Annotated in this window: 17 protein-coding genes and 1 tRNA gene; 9 read left to right on the forward strand and 9 right to left on the reverse strand. The window is 70.8% G+C overall.

All coding sequences use genetic code 11. From position 1 onward, the window contains the following. The first annotated feature begins 297 nt into the window (after window positions 1-297). Window positions 298-409: transfer RNA gene (locus ACZ69Q_RS28575), tRNA-Ser, on the forward strand. 132 nt (window positions 410-541) lie between these two features. Here ACZ69Q_RS28575 and ACZ69Q_RS28580 read toward each other — a convergent pair. From ACZ69Q_RS28580 to ACZ69Q_RS28590, 3 genes are all read right to left on the reverse strand, one after another. Further along, window positions 542-703 (reverse strand): hypothetical protein, encoded by a 162-nt coding sequence (locus tag ACZ69Q_RS28580; RefSeq protein ID WP_181925304.1) that lies wholly within the window; start codon window positions 701-703, stop codon window positions 542-544. 1,198 nt (window positions 704-1,901) lie between these two features. Further along, the gene (gene ppdK / locus ACZ69Q_RS28585) at window positions 1,902-4,622 is read right to left on the reverse strand and encodes a pyruvate, phosphate dikinase (RefSeq protein WP_471046957.1); all 2,721 of its coding nucleotides are present in this window, start codon (window positions 4,620-4,622) and stop codon (window positions 1,902-1,904) included. A gap of 407 nt (window positions 4,623-5,029) precedes the next feature. Beyond that, window positions 5,030-6,226, reverse strand: a complete 1,197-nt coding sequence (locus ACZ69Q_RS28590) for an ROK family transcriptional regulator (protein WP_471046959.1) — start codon at window positions 6,224-6,226, stop codon at window positions 5,030-5,032. 121 nt (window positions 6,227-6,347) lie between these two features. On the opposite strand from ACZ69Q_RS28590, the gene ACZ69Q_RS28595 reads away from it, so the two are divergent. The 3 genes from ACZ69Q_RS28595 (at window position 6,348) to ACZ69Q_RS28605 (ending at window position 12,389) form a co-directional block, all read left to right on the forward strand. After that, the gene (locus tag ACZ69Q_RS28595) at window positions 6,348-7,745 is read left to right on the forward strand and encodes an MGH1-like glycoside hydrolase domain-containing protein (protein WP_471046961.1); all 1,398 of its coding nucleotides are present in this window, start codon (window positions 6,348-6,350) and stop codon (window positions 7,743-7,745) included. After that, complete coding sequence (locus ACZ69Q_RS28600; RefSeq protein WP_471046963.1) at window positions 7,742-9,682, forward strand: amylo-alpha-1,6-glucosidase; 1,941 nt, start codon at window positions 7,742-7,744, stop codon at window positions 9,680-9,682. Before ACZ69Q_RS28595 ends, ACZ69Q_RS28600 begins: the two co-directional genes overlap by 4 nt. 691 nt (window positions 9,683-10,373) lie before the next feature. Beyond that, window positions 10,374-12,389 (forward strand): LTA synthase family protein, encoded by a 2,016-nt coding sequence (locus ACZ69Q_RS28605; RefSeq protein ID WP_471046965.1) that lies wholly within the window; start codon window positions 10,374-10,376, stop codon window positions 12,387-12,389. Window positions 12,390-12,401: 12 nt separating this feature from the next. On the opposite strand, the gene dusB is transcribed toward ACZ69Q_RS28605, so the two are convergent. Beyond that, window positions 12,402-13,544 carry a tRNA dihydrouridine synthase DusB gene (dusB, locus tag ACZ69Q_RS28610; protein ID WP_471046967.1) on the reverse strand — a complete coding sequence of 381 codons (1,143 nt, stop codon included), beginning with the start codon at window positions 13,542-13,544 and terminating at the stop codon, window positions 12,402-12,404. A 64-nt stretch (window positions 13,545-13,608) separates the two neighbouring features. On the opposite strand from dusB, the gene ACZ69Q_RS28615 reads away from it, so the two are divergent. Continuing rightward, window positions 13,609-15,054: an MFS transporter gene (locus ACZ69Q_RS28615; protein ID WP_471046969.1), complete on the forward strand. Its 1,446-nt coding sequence runs from the start codon at window positions 13,609-13,611 to the stop codon at window positions 15,052-15,054. 61 nt (window positions 15,055-15,115) lie between these two features. Here ACZ69Q_RS28615 and ACZ69Q_RS28620 read toward each other — a convergent pair whose 3' ends face one another. Then, window positions 15,116-16,015 carry a helix-turn-helix transcriptional regulator gene (locus ACZ69Q_RS28620; RefSeq protein ID WP_471046971.1) on the reverse strand — a complete coding sequence of 300 codons (900 nt, stop codon included), beginning with the start codon at window positions 16,013-16,015 and terminating at the stop codon, window positions 15,116-15,118. Between the two features lie 101 nt (window positions 16,016-16,116). On the opposite strand from ACZ69Q_RS28620, the gene ACZ69Q_RS28625 reads away from it, so the two are divergent. From ACZ69Q_RS28625 to ACZ69Q_RS28635, 3 genes are all read left to right on the forward strand, one after another. Beyond that, window positions 16,117-17,547: an MFS transporter gene (locus ACZ69Q_RS28625; protein ID WP_471046973.1), complete on the forward strand. Its 1,431-nt coding sequence runs from the start codon at window positions 16,117-16,119 to the stop codon at window positions 17,545-17,547. Window positions 17,548-17,682: 135 nt separating this feature from the next. Next, a complete protein-coding gene (locus ACZ69Q_RS28630) occupies window positions 17,683-17,901 on the forward strand; it encodes a hypothetical protein (protein ID WP_471046975.1) in 219 nt (72 codons plus the stop codon). Next, the gene (locus ACZ69Q_RS28635; protein ID WP_471046977.1) at window positions 17,898-18,521 is read left to right on the forward strand and encodes a GNAT family N-acetyltransferase; all 624 of its coding nucleotides are present in this window, start codon (window positions 17,898-17,900) and stop codon (window positions 18,519-18,521) included. The genes ACZ69Q_RS28630 and ACZ69Q_RS28635 overlap by 4 nt, the downstream gene beginning before the upstream one ends. 4 nt (window positions 18,522-18,525) lie before the next feature. On the opposite strand, the gene ACZ69Q_RS28640 is transcribed toward ACZ69Q_RS28635, so the two are convergent. Further along, window positions 18,526-19,125, reverse strand: coding sequence for a TetR/AcrR family transcriptional regulator (locus tag ACZ69Q_RS28640; RefSeq protein ID WP_471046979.1), 600 nt, complete (start codon window positions 19,123-19,125; stop codon window positions 18,526-18,528). Between the two features lie 41 nt (window positions 19,126-19,166). Beyond that, the gene (locus ACZ69Q_RS28645) at window positions 19,167-20,186 is read right to left on the reverse strand and encodes an aldo/keto reductase (protein WP_471046981.1); all 1,020 of its coding nucleotides are present in this window, start codon (window positions 20,184-20,186) and stop codon (window positions 19,167-19,169) included. A gap of 170 nt (window positions 20,187-20,356) precedes the next feature. Here ACZ69Q_RS28645 and ACZ69Q_RS28650 point away from each other — a divergent pair, with 170 nt between their 5' ends. Then, complete coding sequence (locus tag ACZ69Q_RS28650; RefSeq protein WP_471046983.1) at window positions 20,357-21,403, forward strand: chitinase; 1,047 nt, start codon at window positions 20,357-20,359, stop codon at window positions 21,401-21,403. Here the strand turns inward: ACZ69Q_RS28650 and ACZ69Q_RS28655 are convergent. Both ACZ69Q_RS28655 and ACZ69Q_RS28660 read right to left on the reverse strand, forming a co-directional pair. Next, on the reverse strand, window positions 21,381-21,926 hold the full coding sequence (locus ACZ69Q_RS28655; RefSeq protein ID WP_471046985.1) for a GNAT family N-acetyltransferase: 546 nt from the start codon (window positions 21,924-21,926) through the stop codon (window positions 21,381-21,383). The two genes, ACZ69Q_RS28650 and ACZ69Q_RS28655, sit on opposite strands and share 23 nt — an antisense overlap. Before the next feature lie 17 nt (window positions 21,927-21,943). After that, the gene (locus tag ACZ69Q_RS28660; RefSeq protein ID WP_471046987.1) at window positions 21,944-22,606 is read right to left on the reverse strand and encodes a maltokinase N-terminal cap-like domain-containing protein; all 663 of its coding nucleotides are present in this window, start codon (window positions 22,604-22,606) and stop codon (window positions 21,944-21,946) included. Window positions 22,607-22,722 lie beyond the last annotated feature (116 nt).

Here is a 22,722-nt window from a genome sequence, read left to right on the forward strand (position 1 = left end):
TGCGCCCGGACCTCGGTGCCCAGCCGTTCCCGAAGCTGGCTGAGCAAACCGTCATCATGCTCGTCATTGAAACGGACATAGCTCATGAACGCCGCAGGCTTACCGGACATGGCATCCCCCTCCCGCCGCACCATGTGAATTCTGGCAGACCGGCCCAACCCGTGATCGGTGAAGCACACAACGGCAGTTGCACATACGGCACTTGTGAGCGGCGTGCAGCAACCCACCACGACTACAAAGCAGATGCTTGCGCTTGCCCCCGCGTGGCCATCCTCCAGCCAGCATCCCGCCGCCGCAGGGAGCGCAGTTAGCGAATGTCCTGGTCAAGTACGGTTCCTGTGCGAGTCCTTGACCGGTCTTGAAAACCGCCGTGGCAGCGATGTCACCGTGGGTTCAAATCCCACACCCACCGCTGATGAACGGCCCCTGACCAGGTATCTAGGTCAGGGGCCGTTCTCGTGAGCGTTGTCCACCAGTGACTGCGGCTCCCCGCCGTTTCCCGACCGAACGGGCGCGAGAGGGGCACGTTGACTGGCGATCTCTAGACGGCGAGCAGTCCGGCGAGCACCACAGCCCCCGCCGCGGAGAAGACCCGCAGCTTCCTCCAGCCCGGTCCCGAAGCCTGGCGGTTCAGCTCCCACATGAACACCAGACCGCCACCAAGGCCCAGCGCACTCCGCAGCAGGAAAACGGTGGTGTGCACAGGGAGCCTCCAGGGACCTTCGAAGGGACGGGAAGGCTACCCCGGGCGGCGGTCTGGTGGTGGATGGGGCGCTCATACGGGGCGCGGAGCCGACCGCCCCAGCCACCCACAATCCCACCCACCACGGCCCGCAGGATCCGGCAGAGCCCCCAGCCGTTGCGCACCTGCTTTTGGATCAAAGCGTCTTTTGGGTCCGTGGCGGATCCTGCGTGTAGCCCCGCGGGCAGTGCCTATCCCCAGGTCGGGCCTGCCGGTGTGGGCCACGGGTGGGGAATCAAGCTCGGTCCGGTGTGTCGACCCTCGGCGGGCCGGAGTGTGAAGCGTGATCATCCCGGGGCATCGATGGTGGCGCGGGGGGCCGGGGCCGGGGCGGCACGGGCCGAAGGCATGAGCGCAGCCCCGAGTCCCGAGCCCGCGCCGGCCCGCAGTGGGGGCCGGTGGGGTGTGATCTACGCAGCGACGGCCGGGAAGCCGTTGGGACAGAGCAACCGGATGTCGAAGGCAAGAGCCCCCGGCCCCTGACCGATCCGCCGTAGGCCGGTGACCGAGGGAAGCAGGCTCTAGCCCTAGGGGCTGTCGAGCATGGAGAAGCTGACGGTTCCCGGGGGGGGTCCTGTCGAGTCCTGTTCTCCCAAGTGCGCGACGGCTGGGAGCTCTGCAGGATCCTGCGGGCCGTGGTCGGAGGGATCCCCCGTCCCCGCCCGGAAGGGCGGGGCTTGATGAAGTAGAGCAAGTTGTATCGCCCTGGCACACAGCGGTTTTCAAGATCGTCACACTGCCCGCGCCCACAGGCCGGAGGCCCTCCAGGGTTCCTGGATAGAAGCCCCGCGAGAGGGCTGGCCTTGCCCTAGCAACACAGCGGGCCCGCCCCGGGAGATGCCAAATGCGAGGCCTCCGTGTTGACGGCCCGTGATCGGAGCCAGCCGCATGTGGAGGGCACGACGAGGGCACAACGGCATCGCGCAGGTTCAACGGCGGTCAACGCCAGCAAACGACATTTCGCTTGGTCAGCGACGTAGCTTGACGGTCTCCGCAGAAAACGCAGGAGAGGGCGGCACCCCCGCACAGGGTGCCGCCCTCATTGGTGCACCGGAGTCGCCGCCCATCGGTCTTGAGGGTCGGGGACAGGCGACGACTCCGGAGTTCGGTGGCCGTAGGGCCTAAAGGTCGCCGTACGGCCTAACGGTGGACGTACGGCCTAACGGTGGTCGCTGCCCGTCGACTGTGAGGCCGCGCGGCCTGCCTCCAGACGTGCCACCGGGATACGGAACGGCGAGCAGGACACGTAGTCGAGGCCGACCTCGTGGAAGAAGTGCACCGACTCCGGGTCACCGCCGTGCTCGCCGCAGACGCCGAGCTTCAGGTCGGGGCGGGTCTCGCGGCCGGCCCTCGCCGCGGCGGCGACCAGCGAGCCGACGCCGTCCTTGTCGATCGTCTCGAACGGGGAGACGCCGAAGATGCCCTTCTCCAGGTACGCCGTGAAGAACGAGGCCTCCACGTCGTCCCGGCTGAAGCCCCACACCGTCTGGGTGAGGTCGTTCGTGCCGAAGGAGAAGAACTCCGCCGCCTCGGCGATCTGACCGGCGGTCAGCGCGGCACGCGGGAGCTCGATCATCGTGCCGATCGACAGCTTCAGCTTCGTACCCGTCGCCGCCTCGACCTCCGCGATGACCTGGTCGGCCTCCTCGCGGACGATCTCCAGCTCCTGGACGGTGCCGACCAGCGGGATCATGATCTCGGCGCGCGGATCGCCCTTGGCGTTCTTGCGCTCGGCGGCCGCTTCCGCGATCGCGCGGACCTGCATCGTGAACAGGCCGGGGATGACCAGGCCCAGGCGTACGCCGCGCAGACCCAGCATCGGGTTCTGCTCGTGCAGGCGGTGCACCGCCTGGAGCAGGCGCAGCTCGTTCTCGTGCGGCTCCTGGCGGGACTCCGCCAGGGCCACGCGGACCGAGAGCTCCGTGATGTCGGGCAGGAACTCGTGCAGCGGCGGGTCCAGCAGACGGACCGTCACCGGCAGGCCGTCCATCGCCGCGAACAGCTCCACGAAGTCCTTCTTCTGGAGCGGCAGCAGCGCCTGCAGGCTCTCCTCGCGCTCCTCCTCCGAGTCCGCCAGGATCAGGCGCTCGACCAGCTCACGCCGGTCACCGAGGAACATGTGCTCGGTACGGCACAGGCCGATGCCCTGGGCGCCGAAGCGACGGGCGCGCAGCGCGTCCTCGGCGTTGTCCGCGTTGGCCCGCACCCGCAGCCGGCGCTTGCGGTCCGCGAAGGCCATGATGCGGTGGACCGCCTCCACCAACTCGCCGGCGTCCTGCGCACCCGCGTGCATCCGGCCCTCGAAGTACTCCACGACCGGCGACGGGACCACCGGGACCTCGCCCAGGTAGACCTTGCCGGACGACCCGTCGATGGAGATGACGTCGCCTTCCTCGACCACGTGCCCGCCGGGGACCGTCATCCTGCGGCGCTTGGTGTCGACCTCCAGCTCCTCTGCGCCGCAGACACAGGTCTTGCCCATGCCGCGTGCGACGACGGCCGCGTGGGAGGTCTTGCCGCCGCGCGAGGTCAGGATGCCCTCGGCGGCGATCATGCCGTCCAGGTCGTCGGGGTTGGTCTCCCGGCGGACCAGGATGACCTTCTCGCCCGAACGCGACCACTTCACGGCGGTGTACGAGTCGAAGACCGCCTTGCCGACCGCCGCACCCGGCGACGCCGCGATGCCCCGGCCGACCTGCTCGACCTTCGCATCGTCGTCGAACTTCGGGAACATGAGCTGCGCGAGCTGGGCGCCGTTGACGCGCTGGAGCGCCTCCGCCTCATCGATGAGGCCCTGGTCCACGAGCTGGGTCGCGATACGGAAGGCCGCGCCCGCGGTGCGCTTGCCGACGCGGGTCTGGAGCATCCAGAGCTGACCGCGCTCGATCGTGAACTCGATGTCGCAGAGGTCCTTGTAGTGGTTCTCCAGCGTCTCCATGATCTGCATGAGCTGGTCGTACGACTTCTTGTCGATCGACTCCAGCTCCGCGAGCGGCACGGTGTTGCGGATGCCCGCGACCACGTCCTCGCCCTGGGCGTTCTGGAGGTAGTCGCCGTAGACGCCCTGGTGGCCGGAGGCGGGGTCACGGGTGAAGGCGACGCCCGTGCCGGAGTCCGGGCCGAGGTTGCCGAAGACCATCGAGCAGACGTTGACGGCCGTGCCGAGGTCGCCGGGGATGCGCTCCTGGCGGCGGTACAGCTTGGCGCGGTCGGTGTTCCACGAGTTGAAGACCGCCTCGATGGCGAGGTCCATCTGCTCGCGAGGCTCCTGCGGGAAGTCCCGGCCGGCCTCCTTCTTGACGATCTTCTTGAAGGCGGTGACCAGCTTCTTGAGGTCGGCGGCCTCCAGGTCGGTGTCGACCGTGACCTTCTTGGCCTCCTTGGCCTTGTCGAGGGCCTCCTCGAAGAGGTCGCCGTCGACGCCGAGGACGGTCTTGCCGAACATCTGGATCAGGCGGCGGTAGGAGTCCCACGCGAACCGCTCGTCGCCGGCCTGCTCGGCGAGGCCCTTCACGGACTTGTCGGAGAGTCCGATGTTGAGGACCGTGTCCATCATGCCGGGCATGGAGAACTTCGCGCCGGAACGGACGGAGACCAGAAGCGGGTTGTCGGCCTGGCCGAGCTTCTTGCCCATACGGCTCTCGAGAGCGTCGAGGTGCGCACTCACCTCGTCACGCAGTGCCGCCGGCTCCGCGCCGCTGTCGAGGTAGACCTTGCAGGCTTCCGTCGTGATCGTGAAGCCCGGGGGAACGGGAAGCCCCAGGTTGGTCATCTCGGCGAGGTTTGCGCCCTTGCCACCCAGGAGGTCCTTGAGGTCTTTGTTTCCCTCGGTGAAGTCGTAAACGAACTTCGCTACGTGGGGTTCTTTGTTTTCCGACACGGTCTCGACTCCCTCGAGGACGTGGTGGCTGCCCTGACGGCGAGGAACATACCCAGATCGAAGGCGCCTGGGTACGTCTACTCACGCGTCATGCGCCTGTAACCACCCGTCCGCCAGTGGATCGAAAGTCAAGGCTTGGCAAGCCGTGACGGGCTGATGTTTTCACTTCTTGAACGCAAGAGCGTCCGCAGGTGCGGTTTTCCGCTCACATGAGCGGCCTGACCGCACGTTTGATTTCGATCGATGAACGATCAAAGGGTGGCACCCAGTGCCACCCTTTGGAGAAGTGCAGTCGCTCAAGATCCGCTCATCTGAGCGCAACCCTTATCAAGGGTGGCGAGAATCACGCTGCCACAGCCGACGGAATTTCACCATGCGGACCCGTCCTCGAAACGGAAACGCGGCTGTCACACACCCAGCGCGACCAGCCGATCTTCCACCCGTTCGGGCGCGTAGAGGTGCTCCACGACGAGCGCCCCGGCCCCGATCAGCCCGGCCCGCTCACCCAGCCGCGAGGTCACGACGTCCAGATGAGCGGTGGAGCGCGGCAGCGCCCGCTGGTACAGCAGCTCCCGCACCCCCGTGAGGAAGGCCGTCCCGGCCAGATCCCCGGCGATCATCAGCACCCCGGGGTTGAGCAGCGTCACCACGGTCGCCAGTACGTCCCCGACCTGCCGCCCGGCCTCCCGGGCCAGGGCTGCGGCACCCGGGTGCCCGGCCGCGAGCAGGTCCCGTACGTCCGAGCCGGAGGCCGCGGGCACGCCCGTCTCGGCCAGCCTGCGGGCCACGGCACGGCCACTGGCGACCGCGGCCAGACAGCCGTGGGAACCACAGCGGCACTGCGCGTCGGCGCCCACCCGGATGTGGCCGATGTCGCCGGCGCCCCCGTCGATGCCCCGGTAGACCGAGCCGTCCACCACGACCCCGGCGCCGATGCCCGTCGACACCTTGACCAGCACGAAGGCCGAGCAGTCCGGGTATCCGGTGCGCTGTTCGCCGTAGGCCATGAGGTTGGCGTCGTTGTCGACGAGGACCGGTACCGGCGCGGCCCCGGTCTCCTCGCCGAAGGCCCTCGCCAGTTGGCCCGTTATGTCGTAGCCGTCCCAGCCGGGCATGATCGGCGGCTGGACGACCCGGCCGGTCTCGCTGTCCACGGGGCCCGGCACCGCGAGCCCGATGCCGCAGACTTCCCCGGCCCGCCGCCCGGCCTTCTCCAGCAGCTCGGCGAACCAGCGCCCCAGGTCGCCAAGCACCGCCTCCGGCCCGTCCTCGACGACCAGCGTGCCGCTGTGCTCGGCGAGGATCTCGCCGGTCAGCGTCAGTACGGCGGCACGCGCGTGCCGGGTCTCCAGGTCGGCGGCGAGGACGACGGCGTGGGCGTCGTCGAACTCCAGGGTGATGGAAGGGCGCCCGCCCAGCGGGGAGTCCACGGGACCGCCGGCGCCCTCGCGCAGCCAGCCGGCGCGGAAGAGGCGGTCCAGGCGCTGGCCGACGGTGGCACGGGACAGTCCGGTGGCCTGTTGAAGTGCTCCGCGTGTGACGGCCCGTCCGCTCCGCACCAGTTCAAGCAGTTCCCCGGCGCTGGCCTGACCCCGTGCGCTCATGCACACCCCCTTGTGTTTCTCAAGCTTGCATTACATATTGGGTTTTGCGTGTTAAATAGACGTAACTCTACGGTGTTGCCGACCTAACCGGTCGGCCGGACGTCTTTTCGGGGAGCCCCGAGTGGATCGCACTGCCCAACTCACCGCCCGCCGCGCGGACCGTGACATCGCATACGATCCGCCGCCGGGTGCCGATTCCCCGCACGCCGGAGCCGCCCGCGTACTGGAGGCCAACTGGACCGGCACCTCCACGGTGCCCTCGCGCGGCCTGTACCCGCACCAGTGGTCCTGGGACTCGGCGTTCATCGCGATCGGCCTCAGGCACGTCTCGCCGTTACGGGCGCAGACGGAACTGGAGACGCTGCTCGACGCCCAATGGGGTGACGGGCGCATCCCGCACATCGTCTTCAACCCCTCCGTGCCGCTCGACGCCTACTTCCCGAGCCCCGACTTCTGGCGCTCCTCGACCGCCGGGCGGGCCGCCGGCGCCCCGCGCACCGTACAGACCTCCGGCATCGTGCAGCCACCGGTGCACGCCCTGGCCGCCTGGCTGGTGCACCGCGCCGACCCGGGGCTGTCCCGGGCGCGCGGTTTCCTCTCCCGGGTGTATCCCCGCCTGGCCGCCTGGCACCGCTATCTGCTGCACCGGCGCGACCTCGGCGGGGCCGGCCTCGCGTCGGTCGTGCACCCCTGGGAACAGGGCATGGACAACAGCCCCTGCTGGGACGCTCCCCTGCGCCGCGTCCCGCCCGCGCCGACCCGCTCCTTCCGCCGTGCCGACCTCGACCACGGTGCGGCGGAGGTCCGGCCGACGGATCTGGACTACGGGCGGTACGTGCGGCTGGCGACGGACTACCGGGACGCCGGGTACGCGGACGGCCCGGGCCGCTTCGCCGTCGAGGACCCGGCCTTCAACGCCCTGCTCATCGCCTCCGAGCACGCCCTGGCCGGCATCGCCAGGGAGCTGGGGGCTACGGGCACGGCCCGGCACGCCCGCGCCGAACGCCTGACGGCGGCGCTGATCGAGCGGATGTGGGATCCGGCGAGCGGGATGTTCCTCTGCCACGACGTGCGAGCGGGCGAGCTCATCCCCGAGCGCGGCGTCACCGGCCTGATCCCCCTCCTCCTGCCCACCCTCCCGCGCGACATCACCTCCGCCCTGGTCCGCACCGCGTACGGCCCGCACTTCGGCCTCGGCCGCTCCACCCGCCTCGCCCCGTCGTACGACCTGCTCGGCGAGGCCTTCGACCCGCACCGCTACTGGCGCGGCCCGGCCTGGTTCAACACCGGCTGGCTGCTGGAGCGCGGCCTGCGCACGCACGGCGAGCTGGACCGGGCCGACGCCCTGCGCGAGGCGATGCTCGACCTCGCCGCCGCGTCCGACTTCGCCGAGTACGTCGACCCGTACACCGGCGAGGGCTGCGGCGCCACGCGCTTTAGCTGGACGGCGGCGCTCACGCTCGATCTGCTGCACGAATTCAAGGAACCCATGGACTCCAAGGGAGGGGACCGGGGATGACAGATCGTCATCATCTGCTCGTGTACGGGGGTACGTTCGCCGCCGTGGGCGACGCCGGCGACATCAGCGGCGTACGGGCCGCCGGCTCCCCGGAGGGGTTGTTCGTACGCGACGCCAGGCATCTGAGCCGCTGGCAGCTCACCGTCGACGGGGCGGTGCCCGAGACGCTCTCCCCGGTGGCCGACGGTGACACGGCACGCTGTGTGCTGGTCCCGCGCGGCGGGCGCGACGAGCCTCCGGCGTACACACTCTTCCGTGAACAGGCCGTCGGCGACGGCTCGTTCATCGACTCCATCCGTGTGACGAGCAACCGTCCGGTGCCGACGACGATCCGCCTCGCGCTGACGGCCGACGCCGACTTCACCGACCAGTTCGAGCTGCGCTCCGACCACCGCACCTACGCCAAGTCCGGCGCCAAGCGCCGCCGCCAGGTCCTCGACCACGGCGTGGAGTTCAGCTACCAACGAGGCGAATGGCGCTCGGTGACGACGGTGACGACCGAGCCCGCACCCGACGCCGTGGAGGAGACCGGGACCGGTGCCCGCCGGCTGGCCTGGGCCCTGGATCTCGAACCGCACGGCACGGCGGAGCTGACCCTGCGCGTGATGGCCCGACCGCACGGCGACAAACGGGCCCTGCGCGTACCCCGCTCCCCCGCCGCCCTGTCCGCCCAACTCCTCGCACTGGAAGGCGAGTTCGTCGAGGGCGTGGCCTTCCCGACGGGCTGGCCGGAGCTCGCCGCGGCCTGTGCGCGCGGCCTGGCCGACCTGGCCGCGCTCCAGGTCCCGGCGACGGGCCCGGACGGCGAGGAGCTGCGCGTACCGGCTGCCGGAGCGCCCTGGTTCCTGACCCTCCTGGGCCGCGACGCCCTGCTCACCTCGCTCTTCGCCCTCCCCTACCGGCCCCGGCTCGCCGCGGCCACCCTGCCCGCGCTGGCGGCGACGCAGGCGACGACCCGGACGGGGCCTGACGCGGTCTCCCAGCCCGGCAAGATCGTGCACGAGGTCCGGCACGGCGAGCTGGCGCACTTCGGGCAGGTGCCGTACGGCCGTTACTACGGCTCCGTGGACGCGACGCCGCTGTTCCTGATCCTGCTCGGCGCGTATGTGGAACAGACCGGCGACACACCTCTGGCGCAGCGCCTGGAGTCGCACGCCCGTGCCGCGATCGGCTGGATGCTGGACCACGGCGGCCTCACCACCCGCGGCTATCTGGTCTACCGCGCCGACCAGGGGGGCCTCGCCAACCAGAACTGGAAGGACTCCCCGGGCGCGATCTGTTCCTCCGACGGGACCCGCCCGGCCGGCCCGGTGATGGCGGCGGGCGCCCAGGGCTACGCGTACGACGCCCTGCGCCGCACGGCGTGGCTGGCCCGCACGGTGTGGCAGGACGCGACGTACGCCGCCCTGCTGGAGCAGGCGGCGGCCGATCTGCGCGACCGTTTCCAGCGGGACTTCTGGATGCCGGAGCACTCCTTCCCGGCTCTGGCGCTGGACGGCGAGGGCCGCCAGGTGGACGCACTCGCATCCGACGCGGGGCATCTGCTGTGGTCCGGGCTGCTGGACAAGGAGTACGGCGAGCTGGTGGGCCGGCGCCTGCTGGAGCCGGACTTCTTCTCCGGCTGGGGTGTACGCACGCTGGCCTCCGGCCAACCGGCCTACCACCCCCTGTCCTACCACCGCGGCTCGGTCTGGCCGCACGACAACGCCCTGATCAGCCTGGGTCTGGCCCGCTACGGCCTGCATGACGAGGCCCGCACGGTGGCGCACGCGCTGGTCGACGCGGCGACGACGACCGGGCATCGGCTGCCGGAGGTTCTCGCGGGGTACGGCCGAGACACCCATGCGGAGCCGGTGCCGTACCCGCACGCGTGCGAGCGCGAATCCCGCTCGGCGGCCGCGCCGTTGGCTCTGCTGACGGCGGTGGGCGGGGCGTAGCCCCACGGCCTCGGCTCCGCCTTCGCCCGATCCGTGTTCCCACCCGCACCACCTGTGCGACTTTCGCCGCCGGGTGCGGGTGGCCCCCGCGAGGGCTCGTCACCGTCGGCGGCCCCAGGTTCAAGCCACCCGCACCACCTGTGCGACTTTCGCCGCCGAGTGCGGGTGGCCCCCGCGGGGGCTCGTCACCGTCGGCGGCCCCAGGTTCAAGCCACCCGCACCACCTGTGCGACTTTCGCCGCCGAGTGCGGGTGGCCCCTGCGGGGGCTCTTCACCGTCGGCGGCCGCAGGTTCAAGCCACCCGCACCACCTGTGCGACTTTCGCCGCCGAGTGCGGGTGGCCCCCGCGAGGGCTCGTCACCGTCGGCGGCCGCAGGTTCGGGCCGACCGTCCATCGAGGGCTCATCACTGTCTGCGCCCGCAGGCTCGTGTGGCCGGCCATCCATCCGTCCGTCGGTTCATCGCCTTCGTAGGGCCACCGCGAGCCTGTTGGCCCGCCGTTTGCCGGGTGTTTGCCGAGCGCTGGGGCGCGGGGGCTGAACATGGGTGCAGGCCGGCCCGTACGAGGAGATGGCGGGCCCCCAGCCTCCCCAGCGAGGCCCGCCACAACTCCAGCAGGGGCCTCGCACGGAAGGACCTTCGGGTGCCTGTCTTCACGCGCTTTCGTCAACCCACCAGCAAGAACGACGACTTGACCGAGACGGCCCCCACCGACAAGAAGTCCTCGGAAGACCCCCCGCCGGACAACCAGCCGCCCGAGCCCACGCCCACCGCCGGCGGCGAGACCTCGGCAGACGACCGGTCCCTCGAACCCGCGGACGCCGACGGCGACGAGCTCTCAACGGCGGACGCCCGGACCCTCGAACCCCCGCCTACCGACGGCGACGAGCCCTCGACGGACGACGGCCCCAACGACCCCGCGGCCGCAGACCGGCCCTCGGCAGACGGCCAGACCCTCGAACCCGCGGACGCCGACGGTGACGAACCCCCGCAGGGGCCACCCGCACCCGACGACGAAGGTGCCACGGGTGGTGCGGGTGGGAAAAAGGAATCGGCCGATGGCGAAGCCGAGGACGAGCGGCGGCCCCAATACCTCCGCTGGACCCTCACCCTCCTCGCCGCCGCCCTCGTCTACGTCTGCCTCCAGATGCCGAACACCCTCGGCAACCTCAGACTCAGGGAGTTCGTACGCCTCCCCGCCGAGGCAGTCATCGGCGCCGCGATCCTCCTCAGCCTCCCCCGCCGCCCCCGCGTCATCACCGCGGCGACGACGGGCGCGGCCCTGGGCGCCCTCACCATCCTCAACCTGCTGGACATCGGCTTCAACGAATACCTGGGCCGGCACTTCAACATCGTCCTGGACTGGGAGCTCCTCGACGACGCCCAGTCGTACATGAAGGACTCCATGGGCGGCACGACCGCCGTGCTGCTCACGATCGGCGCCATAGTCCTCGCCGTGCTCCTGATAGCCCTCGTCGCCCTGGCCACCGTCCGCGTCGCCGACGTGCTGGCCCGGCACAAGGCGGACGCGTCCAAGGGCGCCCTGATCGCCGGCACCGTCTGGATCACCTGCACGGCGTTCGGCATCCAGATCGCCGGCGTGCCGATCGCCGCCGACCACACCGCCGGCGTGGTCAAGGTCCATGTGCGCCGGACGCTGGACACCCTCCGCGACGAGGCGGCGTTCGCGAAGGACGCCAAGGCGGACACGTTCGGCAACACACCGCCCGCCCAACTCGTCCCCGACCTGCGGGGCAAGGACGTCATCTTCACGTTCATCGAGAGCTACGGCCGCAGCGCGATCGAGGACCCGGAGATCGCCCCCGGCGTCACGAGCACGCTCGACAACAGCACGGCGGCCCTGGCGAAGGCCGGCTTCCACGCGAAGAGCGGCTGGCTGACGTCGGCGACGTTCGGCGGCAATAGCTGGCTGGGCCACTCCAGCACCCTGTCCGGCCTGTGGATCGACAACCAGCAGCGCTACCGCACGGTCATGGCCAGCGACCACCTCAGCCTCACCAAGGTCTTCCAGAAGACCGGCGAGTGGGACACGGTCGGGGTGATGCCCGGCGTGCAGAAGAGCTGGCCGGAACAGAAGTACTACGGCCTGGACAAGGTCTACAACGCCTTCCAACTCGGCTACCGAGGACCGAAGTTCAGTTGGTCGACGATGCCCGACCAGTACGCCCTGGAGGCATTCCAGCGCCAGGTCCACAGCAAGAAACGCGACAAGCCCCTGATGTCGGAGATCATCCTGACCTCCAGCCACCAGCCCTGGGCGCCGATCCCCAAGATGGTCGACTGGGACGACCTGGGCGACGGTTCGGTCTTCGGGCCCATCCAGCAGGCGGGCGTCAAGCCGGCGGACATCATCTCCGACTCCACCCGCTCCAAGCAGGAGTACGGCAAGTCCGTCTCGTACTCCGTCACCAGCCTCACCCAGTGGGTGGAGCGCTACGGCACCGACGACACCGTCCTCGTCTTCCTGGGCGACCACCAGCCGATGTCCCGGGTCAGCGGCACCAAGGCCAGCCGGGACGTGCCGATCTCCATCGTCGCCAAGGACCCCGAGGTCCTGGACAAGATCGCCGACTGGAACTGGACGGACGGCCTCCAGCCCGCGTCCAAGGCCCCGGTGTGGAAGATGAACTCCTTCCGTGACCGCTTCCTGACGGCCTACGGCTCCACGCCGAACCCGTCGAAGTAGTCCCTCGGCCCCTCAGCCCCCGGACGTGTCCAGCTCGGCGTCCTCGCTCACACCCGCGCAGTCGTACGGGTCCTTCAGCCAGCCGTCCGGCAGCACCACCCGGTTGTTGCCGGACGTACGGCCGCGGGGCCCGTCGGCGCCGGCGGGCCAGGGCTGGTCGAGGTCCAGCTCGTCGAGACCGCCGCGCAGCGCCTGGAGCGAGGACGTGATCGCGAGCCGCTTGCGCATCTCGGAGCCGACCGCGAAGCCCTTCAGGTACCAGGCGACGTGCTTGCGGAAGTCGATGACGCCCCGCGCCTCGTCGCCGATCCACTCGCCGAGCAGCGTGGCGTGCCGGACCATGACGTCGGCGACCTCGCGCAGGGTGGGCCGCGCGATGTCCTCCGTGCGTCCTTCGAAGACCGCGACCAGGTCCGAGAACAGCCAGGGCCGCCCGAGGCACCCGCGTCCGACGACCACGCCGTCGCAGCCGGTCTCGCGCACCATCCGCACCGCGTCCTCGGCCGACCAGATGTCGCCGTTGCCGAGCACGGGGATCTCCGGCACATGCTCCTTGAGCCGCGCGATGGCGTCCCAGTCGGCCGTGCCGCCGTAGTGCTGGGCGGCGGTGCGGCCGTGCAGCGCGATGGCCGTGACACCCTCCTCGACGGCGATCCGCCCGGCGTCGAGGTAGGTGATGTGGTCGTCGTCGATGCCCTTGCGCATCTTCATCGTGACCGGCAGGTCACCGGCCCCGCTGACCGCCTCCCGCAGGATCGCCCGCAGCAGGTTCCGCTTGAACGGCAGCGCGGAGCCGCCGCCCTTGCGCGTCACTTTCGGCACCGGGCACCCGAAGTTCAGGTCGATGTGATCGGCGAGGCCCTCCTCCGCGATCATGCGGACGGCCTTGCCGACGGTGGCGGGGTCGACGCCGTAGAGCTGGATCGAGCGCGGCTTCTCGGTCGCGTCGAAGTGGATGAGTTGCATGGTCTTCTCGTTGCGCTCGACCAGCGCCCGGGTCGTGATCATCTCGCTGACGAACAGCCCCTTGCCGCCGCTGAACTCCCTGCACAGGGTGCGGAAGGGCGCGTTCGTGATCCCGGCCATGGGGGCCAGGACGACGGGCGGCTGGACGGTGTGCGGGCCGATCTGCAGCGGCGAGGCGGTCGTGGGCATCCACCCATTCTCACGTACCGGACCGGGTGCGGCGAAATTCATTAGTTAGGCGTACTATTCAAGAATGCCGGAGCTCAGCCCCCGCCGCCGAGTGCTGGTCCTCGCGATCTGCTGCATGAGCCTGCTGATCGTGAGCCTCGACACCACGGCCCTCAACGTCTCCCTCCCCGCGATGCAGCGCGATCTCGGCGCGAGCACGTCGGGCCTCCAGTGGACGATCGACGCCTACACCCTCGTCCTGGCCTCGCTGCTGATGCTGGCCGGCTCCACGGCGGACCGCATCGGCCGCAAACGCGTCTTCATGACCGGCCTGATCCTGTTCACCATCGGCTCGGCCCTGTGCTCCGCCGCACCGAGTCTCGACGCGCTGATCGTCTTCCGGATGGTGCAGGCGGTGGGCGGTTCGATGCTCAACCCGGTCGCGATGTCGATCATCACCAACACCTTCACGGACCCGCGCGAGCGGGCGCGGGCGATCGGCGTGTGGGGCGGGGTCGTCGGCATCTCGATGGCCGCGGGACCGCTGGTCGGGGGCCTGCTCGTGGACGCGGTCGACTGGCGCGCGATCTTCTGGGTCAACCTTCCGGTGGGCATCGCCGCCCTCCTGCTCACCCTGCGCTTCGTCCCCGAGTCCAGGGCCCCCAAGGCCCGCCGCCTGGACCCGGTGGGCCAGCTCCTGGTGATCGCGCTGTTCGGCTCGCTGACGTACGCGATCATCGAGGCGCCGAACGCCGGGTTCGCGTCGGTGCTGCCGTTCGCGGCCGTCGCGGCGGCGGCCCTGCTCGGGCTCCTGTGGTACGAGCCGCGCCGCGCCGAGCCCCTCATCGACCTGCGGTTCTTCCGGTCGGCACCGTTCAGCGGGGCCACCGTCATCGCGATCGGCGCGTTCGCCTCGCTGGGCGGGTTCCTGTTCCTGTCGACGCTGTACCTCCAGAACGTGCGCGGGCTCGACGCCCTGGACGCGGGCCTGTGGATGCTGCCGATGGCGACGCCGATGTTCCTGTGCGCGCCGCTGTCCGGACGGCTGGTGGGCAGCCGGGGCCCGCGGCTGCCGCTGCTGGTCGCGGGCGTCGCGATGACGGTGAGCTGCGCGCTGTTCGCCCTCTTCGAGGCGGAGACGTCCAATGTCACGCTGCTGCTCGGGTACCTGCTGTTCGGCATCGGGTTCGGGTTCGTCAACGCGCCGATCACCAATACGGCGGTGTCGGGGATGCCGCGGGCCCAGGCAGGTGTCGCGGCGGCCGTCGCCTCCACGAGTCGGCAGCTCGGGGTGACGCTGGGGGTCGCCGTGATCGGGGCGGTGCTGGCAGCCGGGGTGGGGGCGTCGTCGTACAAGGAGTCGTTCGTGTCGGCGGCGGGGCCGGGGTGGTGGATTCTCACCGGGTGCGGGCTGCTGGTGCTCGTCGTGGGGGCGGTGACCAGTGGGCCGTGGGCGCGGCGTACTGCTGAACGTACGGCTGAGACGCTGGAGTCTGCTGAGATTCGCGGTGCGTCCCGGGTTGTCGCGTAGTTCGGCGGCTATCGGTTCGTGGGGGCTGGTCGCGCCCACGCGGCGGAGCCGCACATCCAACTCAGCCCCGCGCCCCTTTGAGGGCGATTTCGTGCAGCTTCTCAAGACGTACCCTCGACTCCTCGTCCGCCGGTACGTACGTCACCATCCTCGGCCCCACGTCCGGGCTCAGCCACAGGTCGGTGTGGTCGACCGTGATGCGGCCCACGTGGCGGTTGAGGAACTCCTTGCGCTTGCTGCGGTGGGACACCACCTCGTGGCGCTCCCACACCTCGCGGAACTCGGGGGACTCCGTGCGCAGCCGCTTGAGGAGCATCTTCCAGGCGGGCTCGCCGAGATGACCGGCCATCGCGGCCCGGAAGCGGGCGGCCATGAGGCGCTGGGACTCCGCCAGGTGCACGATCGAGGACTTCCAGTCCGGGTGGGTGTACGAAAGGATCATGCAGTTGCGGTCCTCGGGCGGAACCGCCTCCAGGTCGCACAGCAGCAGGCCGTAGGTGCGGTTGTGGGCGAGGATGTCGTACCGGCTGTTCTGGAGGCACGCCGGATAGGGCTCTAGCTGCTCCAGCACGGCCCGCATCGCCGGCGTCACGGACGGGCAGGCCGTCGCCGGCGTCGGGTCCACCGCCCCGGCGAGCTGGAAGAGATGGGACCGCTCGCCGGCGTCCAGCATCAGGGTGCGGGCGAGGGCGTCGAGGACCTGGACGGAGACCTGGATGTCCCGGGCCTGTTCGAGCCACGTGTACCAGGTGACGCCGACCGCGGCGAGCTGGGCGACCTCCTCGCGGCGCAGGCCGGGCGTGCGGCGCCGGCTGCCGCGGGGCAGGCCGACCTGCTCGGGGGTGATGTGCTCGCGGCGGTGGCGCAGGAAGGCGGCGAGTTCATGGCGCCGGATCACCGACGCGGCCGTACCGCGCGAGCCGTCTGCGAGCGCCGTCGTCTCCTGGGCCATGGTGGTCATGCCTCCAGCCTGCCGCTGTCCGGACCCTGTTTCCAGGTGGTTCTGCTACCAGGATAAGGACACTCTGGTACCAGTCTGAGGACCGTCGCAGCCTGGTGAGCGTGACCGAAACCATCACTTCACGCAAGGCCGCCCGGGCCACCGCGGCGGCACCCTCGCTCGGCGGCCTCGGCCTGTTCACGGTGCTGCTCGCCGCGGCGCTCCCCCTCATCGACTTCTTCATCGTCAACGTCGCCCTGCCCACCATCGGCCACGACCTCGCGGCGAGCGAGGCCGTGCTCGAACTCGTCGTCGCGGGCTACGGGTTGGCGTACGCCGTGCTGCTCGTCCTCGGCGGGCGGCTCGGTGACCTGTTCGGCCGGCGGCGGCTGTTCCTCGGCGGCATGGCGGCGTTCGGGCTGACCTCGCTGGCGTGCGGGCTGGCGCCCAGCGCGTGGACGCTCGTCGCGGCGCGGGTCGCGCAGGGCGCGGCGTCGGCGGCGATGCTGCCGCAGGTGCTCGCGACGATCCAGGCGGCCACCAGCGGCCCGCGCCGCGCGAAGGCCATGGGCCTGTACGGCGCGACGGCCGGCCTGTCGATGGTCGCCGGGCAGATCCTCGGGGGCGTCCTGGTCGCGGCGGACATCTGGGGCACCGGCTGGCGCTCGGTGTTCCTGGTGAACGTGCCCGTCGTCCTCGTCGGCCTCTTCCTGGCCGCCCGCGCGGTCCCGGAGACCCGCTCCCAGCACCCGGAGCCGCTCGACGGTCCCGGCACGGTCCTGCTGGCCGCCGCCCTGCTCACGCTGCTGGCCCCGCTCACCGAGGGCCGGGCGGCGGGCTGGCCGCTGTGGACGTGGCTGTCGCTGGCGGCGTTCCCGTTCGTGGCGGCGGCGTTCTACGCGGTGGAGCGCAGGGCGGACCGCAGGGGCCGTACGCCGCTCGTGCCGCCGAGCCTGTTCGCCCTGCTGTCGCTGCGCCGGGGCCTGGTGATGATCGTGCCGTTCTCGATCGGCTTCAGCGGCTTCATGTTCGTGATCGCGGTGGCGTTGCAGCAGGGGGCGGGGCTCGGTCCGGTCGGGGCCGGGCTGGCGTTGGTGCCCATGGCGGTGGCGTTCTTCTTCGTCTCGCTGGCCGGCCCGCGGCTCGTGGCCCGCTTCGGCACCCGGGTCGTGACCGCCGGTGCCGCGATCCAGGGCGTCGGCGTGGCCCTGATCATCCTGGCCGCCTGGCGTTCCTGGCCGGACCTCGGCCTGCTCGAGCTGCTGCCCGGCGCGGCCGTCGCCGGTGCCGGTCAGGCCCTCCAACTCCCCGTCGTCTTCCGGATCGTGCTCTCCGAGGTGCCGCCGGCCAGGGCGGGCGTGGGCAGCGGGGTGATGATCACGACCCAGCAGTCGGCGCTGGCGCTGGGCGTGGCGACCCTGGGCACCCTCTTCCTCTCCCTCGTCCCCGGGGCGGGCATGCGGGACGCCCTGGTGACGACGTTGCTGGTCCAGCTCGCCGGTGTGGCGCTGACGGGCCTGCTCAGCCTGCGCCTGCCGCGCACGATCTCCTGATCGAGTTGTGAGGGTGTGGCCACAGGTTGGTCAACTCGCCGGGCAAGTGTCCCTGTTGATGTTGGTCTTGCTGCACACTCCTTGCTGCGCGGCGCCGCGCAAGCAGACTCGATGTCCTCGGACGCTGGAGGCGTCATGCTGGAGATCAACACGAGCAAGGTGAGCCGCTGGGACCACCACGGACGAGAGCACGTCGTACGGGTACTCCGCAGGGGCACGCAGCGCACGGTCAGATGTGACACCTGCGGCTGGCGCAAGGGCGCGCAGTTCCTGCCCTGGCTCAAGGCGGAGGAGCATCTGGCCGAGGCGCACCAGGCCACGGTGGACCCGGCCGGGGCGCAGACCGACGGATGACCGGCGTACGCCCCTACCGGCCCGGGGACCGCGAGGCCGTCGAGGACATCTGCGTCCGCACGGCCCACGAGGGCGGTGACAGCCGGCCGCACTACCGGGACCCCGCCGTCTTCCCGGCGACCTTCGCGATCCCGTACGTCGTCCTGGAACCGGACCTGGCGTTCGTCCTGGACGACGGGGACGGGCGGGCGGTCGGCTACGTCCTCGGCGCCGCGGACACCCCGCGCTTCGTGACGGCGTTCCGCACGCGGTGGCTGCCCACGGTCGCCGGCCGTCATCCCGAGCCGGACGGGCCGCCGCGCACGCCGGACGAGGAGATGGTCCGGCTTCTGCACGACCCGGAGCGGATGCTCGTCCCGGAGGTCGCCGCCTACCCGGCCCACCTCCACATCGACCTGCTGCCCGACTGGCAGGGCCGGGGCCACGGGCGCGCGCTGATGCGCACCCTGCTGCGGGCCCTCGGGGACAAGGGGGTCCCGGCGGTGCACCTGTCGATGGTCACGGCCAACACGCCGGCGCGGGCCTTCTACGACCGTCTCGGCTTCCACGAGATAGCCGTCCCGGACCCGGGACCGGTCACCTACCTCGGCCGTGCGACGGGCGGACTCGACGCCCTGTGACGGCTCAGCCGCGAGCCCGCAGCCCCCGCAGCAGCAGGTCCACGAGGGCCTCGAAGTCGCCGAGAACGCCCGGCTGTTCCCACTCCCGGGCGTAGTGCGGGTCGTGGAAACGGTCGGTCGCCCGGAACAGGGCGCCCGCGGTGACGACCGGGTCCTCGGCGGTGAAGGCGCCCGCGGCGACGCCCGAGCGCACGATCTCGGTGAGCTGGCCGGTGAGTTCGGCGATGTGCTCGCCGACGACCGTCTCGACGGTCTCGCTGGTCAGCACGGTGTACGTGGCGAACAGCTCCGGGTCGTCGAACGCCTTGCGGCGCTTAGCGGCGAACAGCGCCGCGAGCCACTCGCGCACCCGGGTCTCCGGGTCCAGGTCGGGTGCCGCGACGATGGCCGCGAGCACCTGCGTGGTCCGGTCCAGCCACCGCTTGGTGACCGCTTCGCGCAGCGCCGCCTTCGTGCGGAAGTGCCGGTAGACGCTGCCATGGCTGACGCCGAGCGCGCGGGCCACGTCGACCACGGTGGCCTTGGCCGGGCCGTGGCGGCGCAGCACCTCCTCGGTGGCTTCGAGGATGCGCTCGGCGGTCAGGGTCTGGGGCGTCGGTGACATGCCCTAGACCGTACCCGGCAGGTGATCCGGCACCGCGGTCACTACTTGCTGCCCAGGTGGGCCATCTGCTGGGCCGGGTAGCGGTCGCCCGCCGCGGCGTCCGCCGGCACCGCCCGCTCGATCGCCGCGAGGTCGGTGGCGTCCAGCGTGACGTCCAGCGCGCCCAGCGACTCGGTGAGCCGCTCGCGGGTGCGGGCGCCGATCAGGGGCACGATGTCGTCGTTGTGGCCCGCGCCCCGCGAGAGCACCCAGGCGATGGCGATCTGGGCGACGGAGACGCCCTTCTGCTCGGCGATCTTCCGCAGTGCCTCGACGAGGTCGAGGTTGTGCTGGAGGTTCTCGCCCTGGAAGCGGGGCGAGTACGCCCGGAAATCGTTGGTGGCGAGCTGCCGGTCGCGGGCGAAGTGGCCGGAGATCAGCCCGCGCGACAGGACGCCGTACGCGGTGATGGAGATGCCCAGCTCACGGGTGGTCGGCAGGACGGACTCCTCGATGCCGCGGGAGATCAGGGAGTACTCGATCTGGAGATCGGCGATGGGTGCGGTGGCGGCGGCCCGGCGGATCGTGTCGGCGCCGACCTCGCTGAGGCCCACATGGCGGACGTATCCCTTCTCGATCAGTTCCGAGATCGCGCCGACCGTCTCCTCGATCGGTACGTCGGGGTCGAGCCGGGCGATCCGGTAGACGTCGATGTGGTCGACGCCCAGGCGCTGGAGGGAGTAGGCGGCGAAGTTCTTCACGGCGGCCGGGCGGCCGTCGTAGCCGGCCCAGTCGCCGTCCGGGGAGCGCAGCGCGCCGAACTTCACGCTGACCAGTGCCTGTTCGCGCAGGGCGGCGGGCGCGGTGCGCAGGGCCTCGCCGACCAGCATCTCGTTGTGGCCCATGGCGTAGAAGTCGCCGGTGTCGAGCAGCGTCACGCCTGCTTCCAGGGCTGCGTGGACGGTGGCGATCGACTCGGTCCGGTCCGCGTCGCCGTACAGCGCGGACATGCCCATGCATCCGAGGCCGAGGGCGGAGACCTGGGGGCCGGTGGTTCCGAGGGTGCGGGTTTGCATCGTCATGCCTCCACCATGCCCTAACAAATGACAGATTTCAATATCTGTCATTCCATACTTGTCCGCACACTCGCCGACCACCCAATGTGGTCCAGACCTATTGACGAGAGGTCTGGACCACGAGCACTGTCATGCCTACGACATCGCCCGCCCCGACCCCCACCGGGAGGCCCCGTATGCTCCGCCGCGCCCTCAGCCTGCTCACCGCGGCACTGGCGACCGCCTGTCTCACCCAGCTCCCCGCCGCACCCCCCGCATCCGCCGCCGACACCTGCGCGGTCAAGTCCAAGCCGGCCGGCAAGGTCCTCCAGGGCTACTGGGAGAACTGGGACGGCGCCGCCAACGGCGTCCACCCGCCCTTCGGCTGGACCCCGATCACCGATTCCCGCATGGCCGCGCACGGCTACAACGTGATCAACGCGGCGTTCCCGGTCATCCGCTCCGACGGCACGGCCCTGTGGGAGGACGGCATGGACAGCGGGGTGAAGGTGGCCACCCCCGCGGAGATGTGCGCGGCGAAGGCGTCCGGCCAGACGATCCTGCTCTCGATCGGCGGCGCGGCAGCCGGCATCGACCTCAACTCGACGGCCGTCGCGGACAGGTTCGTCGCGACGATCGTCCCGATCCTGAAGAAGTACAACTTCGACGGCATCGACATCGACATCGAGACGGGCCTGACCGGCAGCGGGAACATCGGCCAACTGTCCACGTCCCAGGCCAACCTGATCCGCATCATCGACGGGATCCTCGCCCGGATGCCGTCCAACTTCGGCCTGACGATGGCCCCGGAGACGGCGTACGTCACCGGCGGCAGCGTCGTCTACGGCTCGATCTGGGGCGCGTATCTGCCCATCGTCAAGAAGTACGCCGACAACGGCCGCCTGTGGTGGCTGAACATGCAGTACTACAACGGCAGCATGTACGGCTGCTCCGGTGACTCCTACTCGGCGGGCACCGTCGAGGGCTTCGTCGCGCAGACCGACTGCCTCAACAAGGGCCTCGTAGTGCAGGGCACGACCATCAAGGTGCCCTACGACAAGCAGGTGCCCGGCCTGCCCGCACAGTCCGGCGCGGGCGGCGGCTACATGTCACCGTCCCTCGTCGCCCAGGCCTGGCGGCACTACGGCACCTCGCTCAAGGGCCTGATGACCTGGTCGATCAACTGGGACGGCTCGAAGAACTGGACGTTCGGCGACAACGTCAGGTCGCTGCAGGGCCGTTGACCCCGGGGGCACGCAGGTCCCGGACATACCGGTCGAGCAGCGTCCCGTCCTCGGTGAACCTCTGCCCGCCGGGCGTGAACCCCGCCCGGCGGGCGACGGCGGCGGACGCGGCGTTGTCCGGCTCCACCTGGATCACGGCCTCGTTCCCGCCCGCGCCGGCCGCGTACCGGCAGACCAGGAGGACGGCGCGGGTGGCCAGGCCGCGGCCCCGCCACGACGGGTAGAGGCCGTAGGCGACATTGACCTGGCCGCGGGTGAGGCCCTCCGCCGCGAACCGCAGGTCGATCGTGCCCGCGAGCGTCCGGTCGGCGCCCACGCGGATGCCGAAGGCACGCAGGGGGCCGGACGCGGCCCACTGGTCCACGCAGTGCCGGAGATAGGCCGCGACGCCCTCGGGAGTGCCGGGACCGCCGCTGAGCCAGCGGACCAACTGCTCGTCCTCGCCCGCGAGATGGGCCTCGGCGTCGTCCGGGCACAGCGGGGACAGCTTGACGACCCCGTCGGACAGCCTCACCTCACGCATCCGCTCGGCACCGGCCCTCAGCGCCGGTCGTCGGAGTGCAGGGCGGCGAACAGGCCGTGCGCGCGGGTGCCGTCCGGCAGTTGCCAGGCGCCGCCGACATGACCCGAGGCTCCCTCGGTCAGGAGCCCGGCGCCCTGCCGGGCGGGCCGCAGGACGCGGTGCAGCCGCAGGGTCGTGCCGTCCGGCGCGGCCAGCCGGCCGCTCTCCGAGTCCTCGACGACCGGGGCGGTGACCTGCTCCGCCGCGAGCCCGGGTCCGGTGTAGGAGCGGGTGACCTCGCGGTCCACGGCGTCGGTGACGCTCTGCGCCTGGGCCTGGGCCCGCCCCTCGATCAGGGCCCACAACTGGGCGACCAGCACCGGGTCGTGGCAGCCGTCGTAGGCCCAGCGCGGGCCCAGCACCCCGTGCTCCATGGTCCCGACGAGAGCGTGCTCGGCGCCGTCGAGAGGGGCGCCGCGATAGGTCAGCGGAACCAGATAGCAGACCGTTTCCGGACCGGAGTCGTCGGTGATCACCATGAACTCGATCCCGACCTCGCCCCGCGGGTCGTCCAGCCGGAAGCCGCCGGCCTTGGCCAGACGGGGTTCACCGGCACCGGCGTACCACGGGCGGGAGGGCAGCCAGGCGGTGAGCAGCTCCAGCTTCGTCGGCTTGAGGGTGGTGTGGTGGATGATGGCCATGCCGCAGGCTCTCACGGAAACCAGACCGGCTGGTACGCTTTTTCGATCATGATGACGACGTACTTCTTCCCCCTCCGCTAGCCGCTCCGTCGGCACGACGCGGAACATCCCGGCGC

The organism is Streptomyces sp. NPDC036764 (assembly GCF_055609385.1).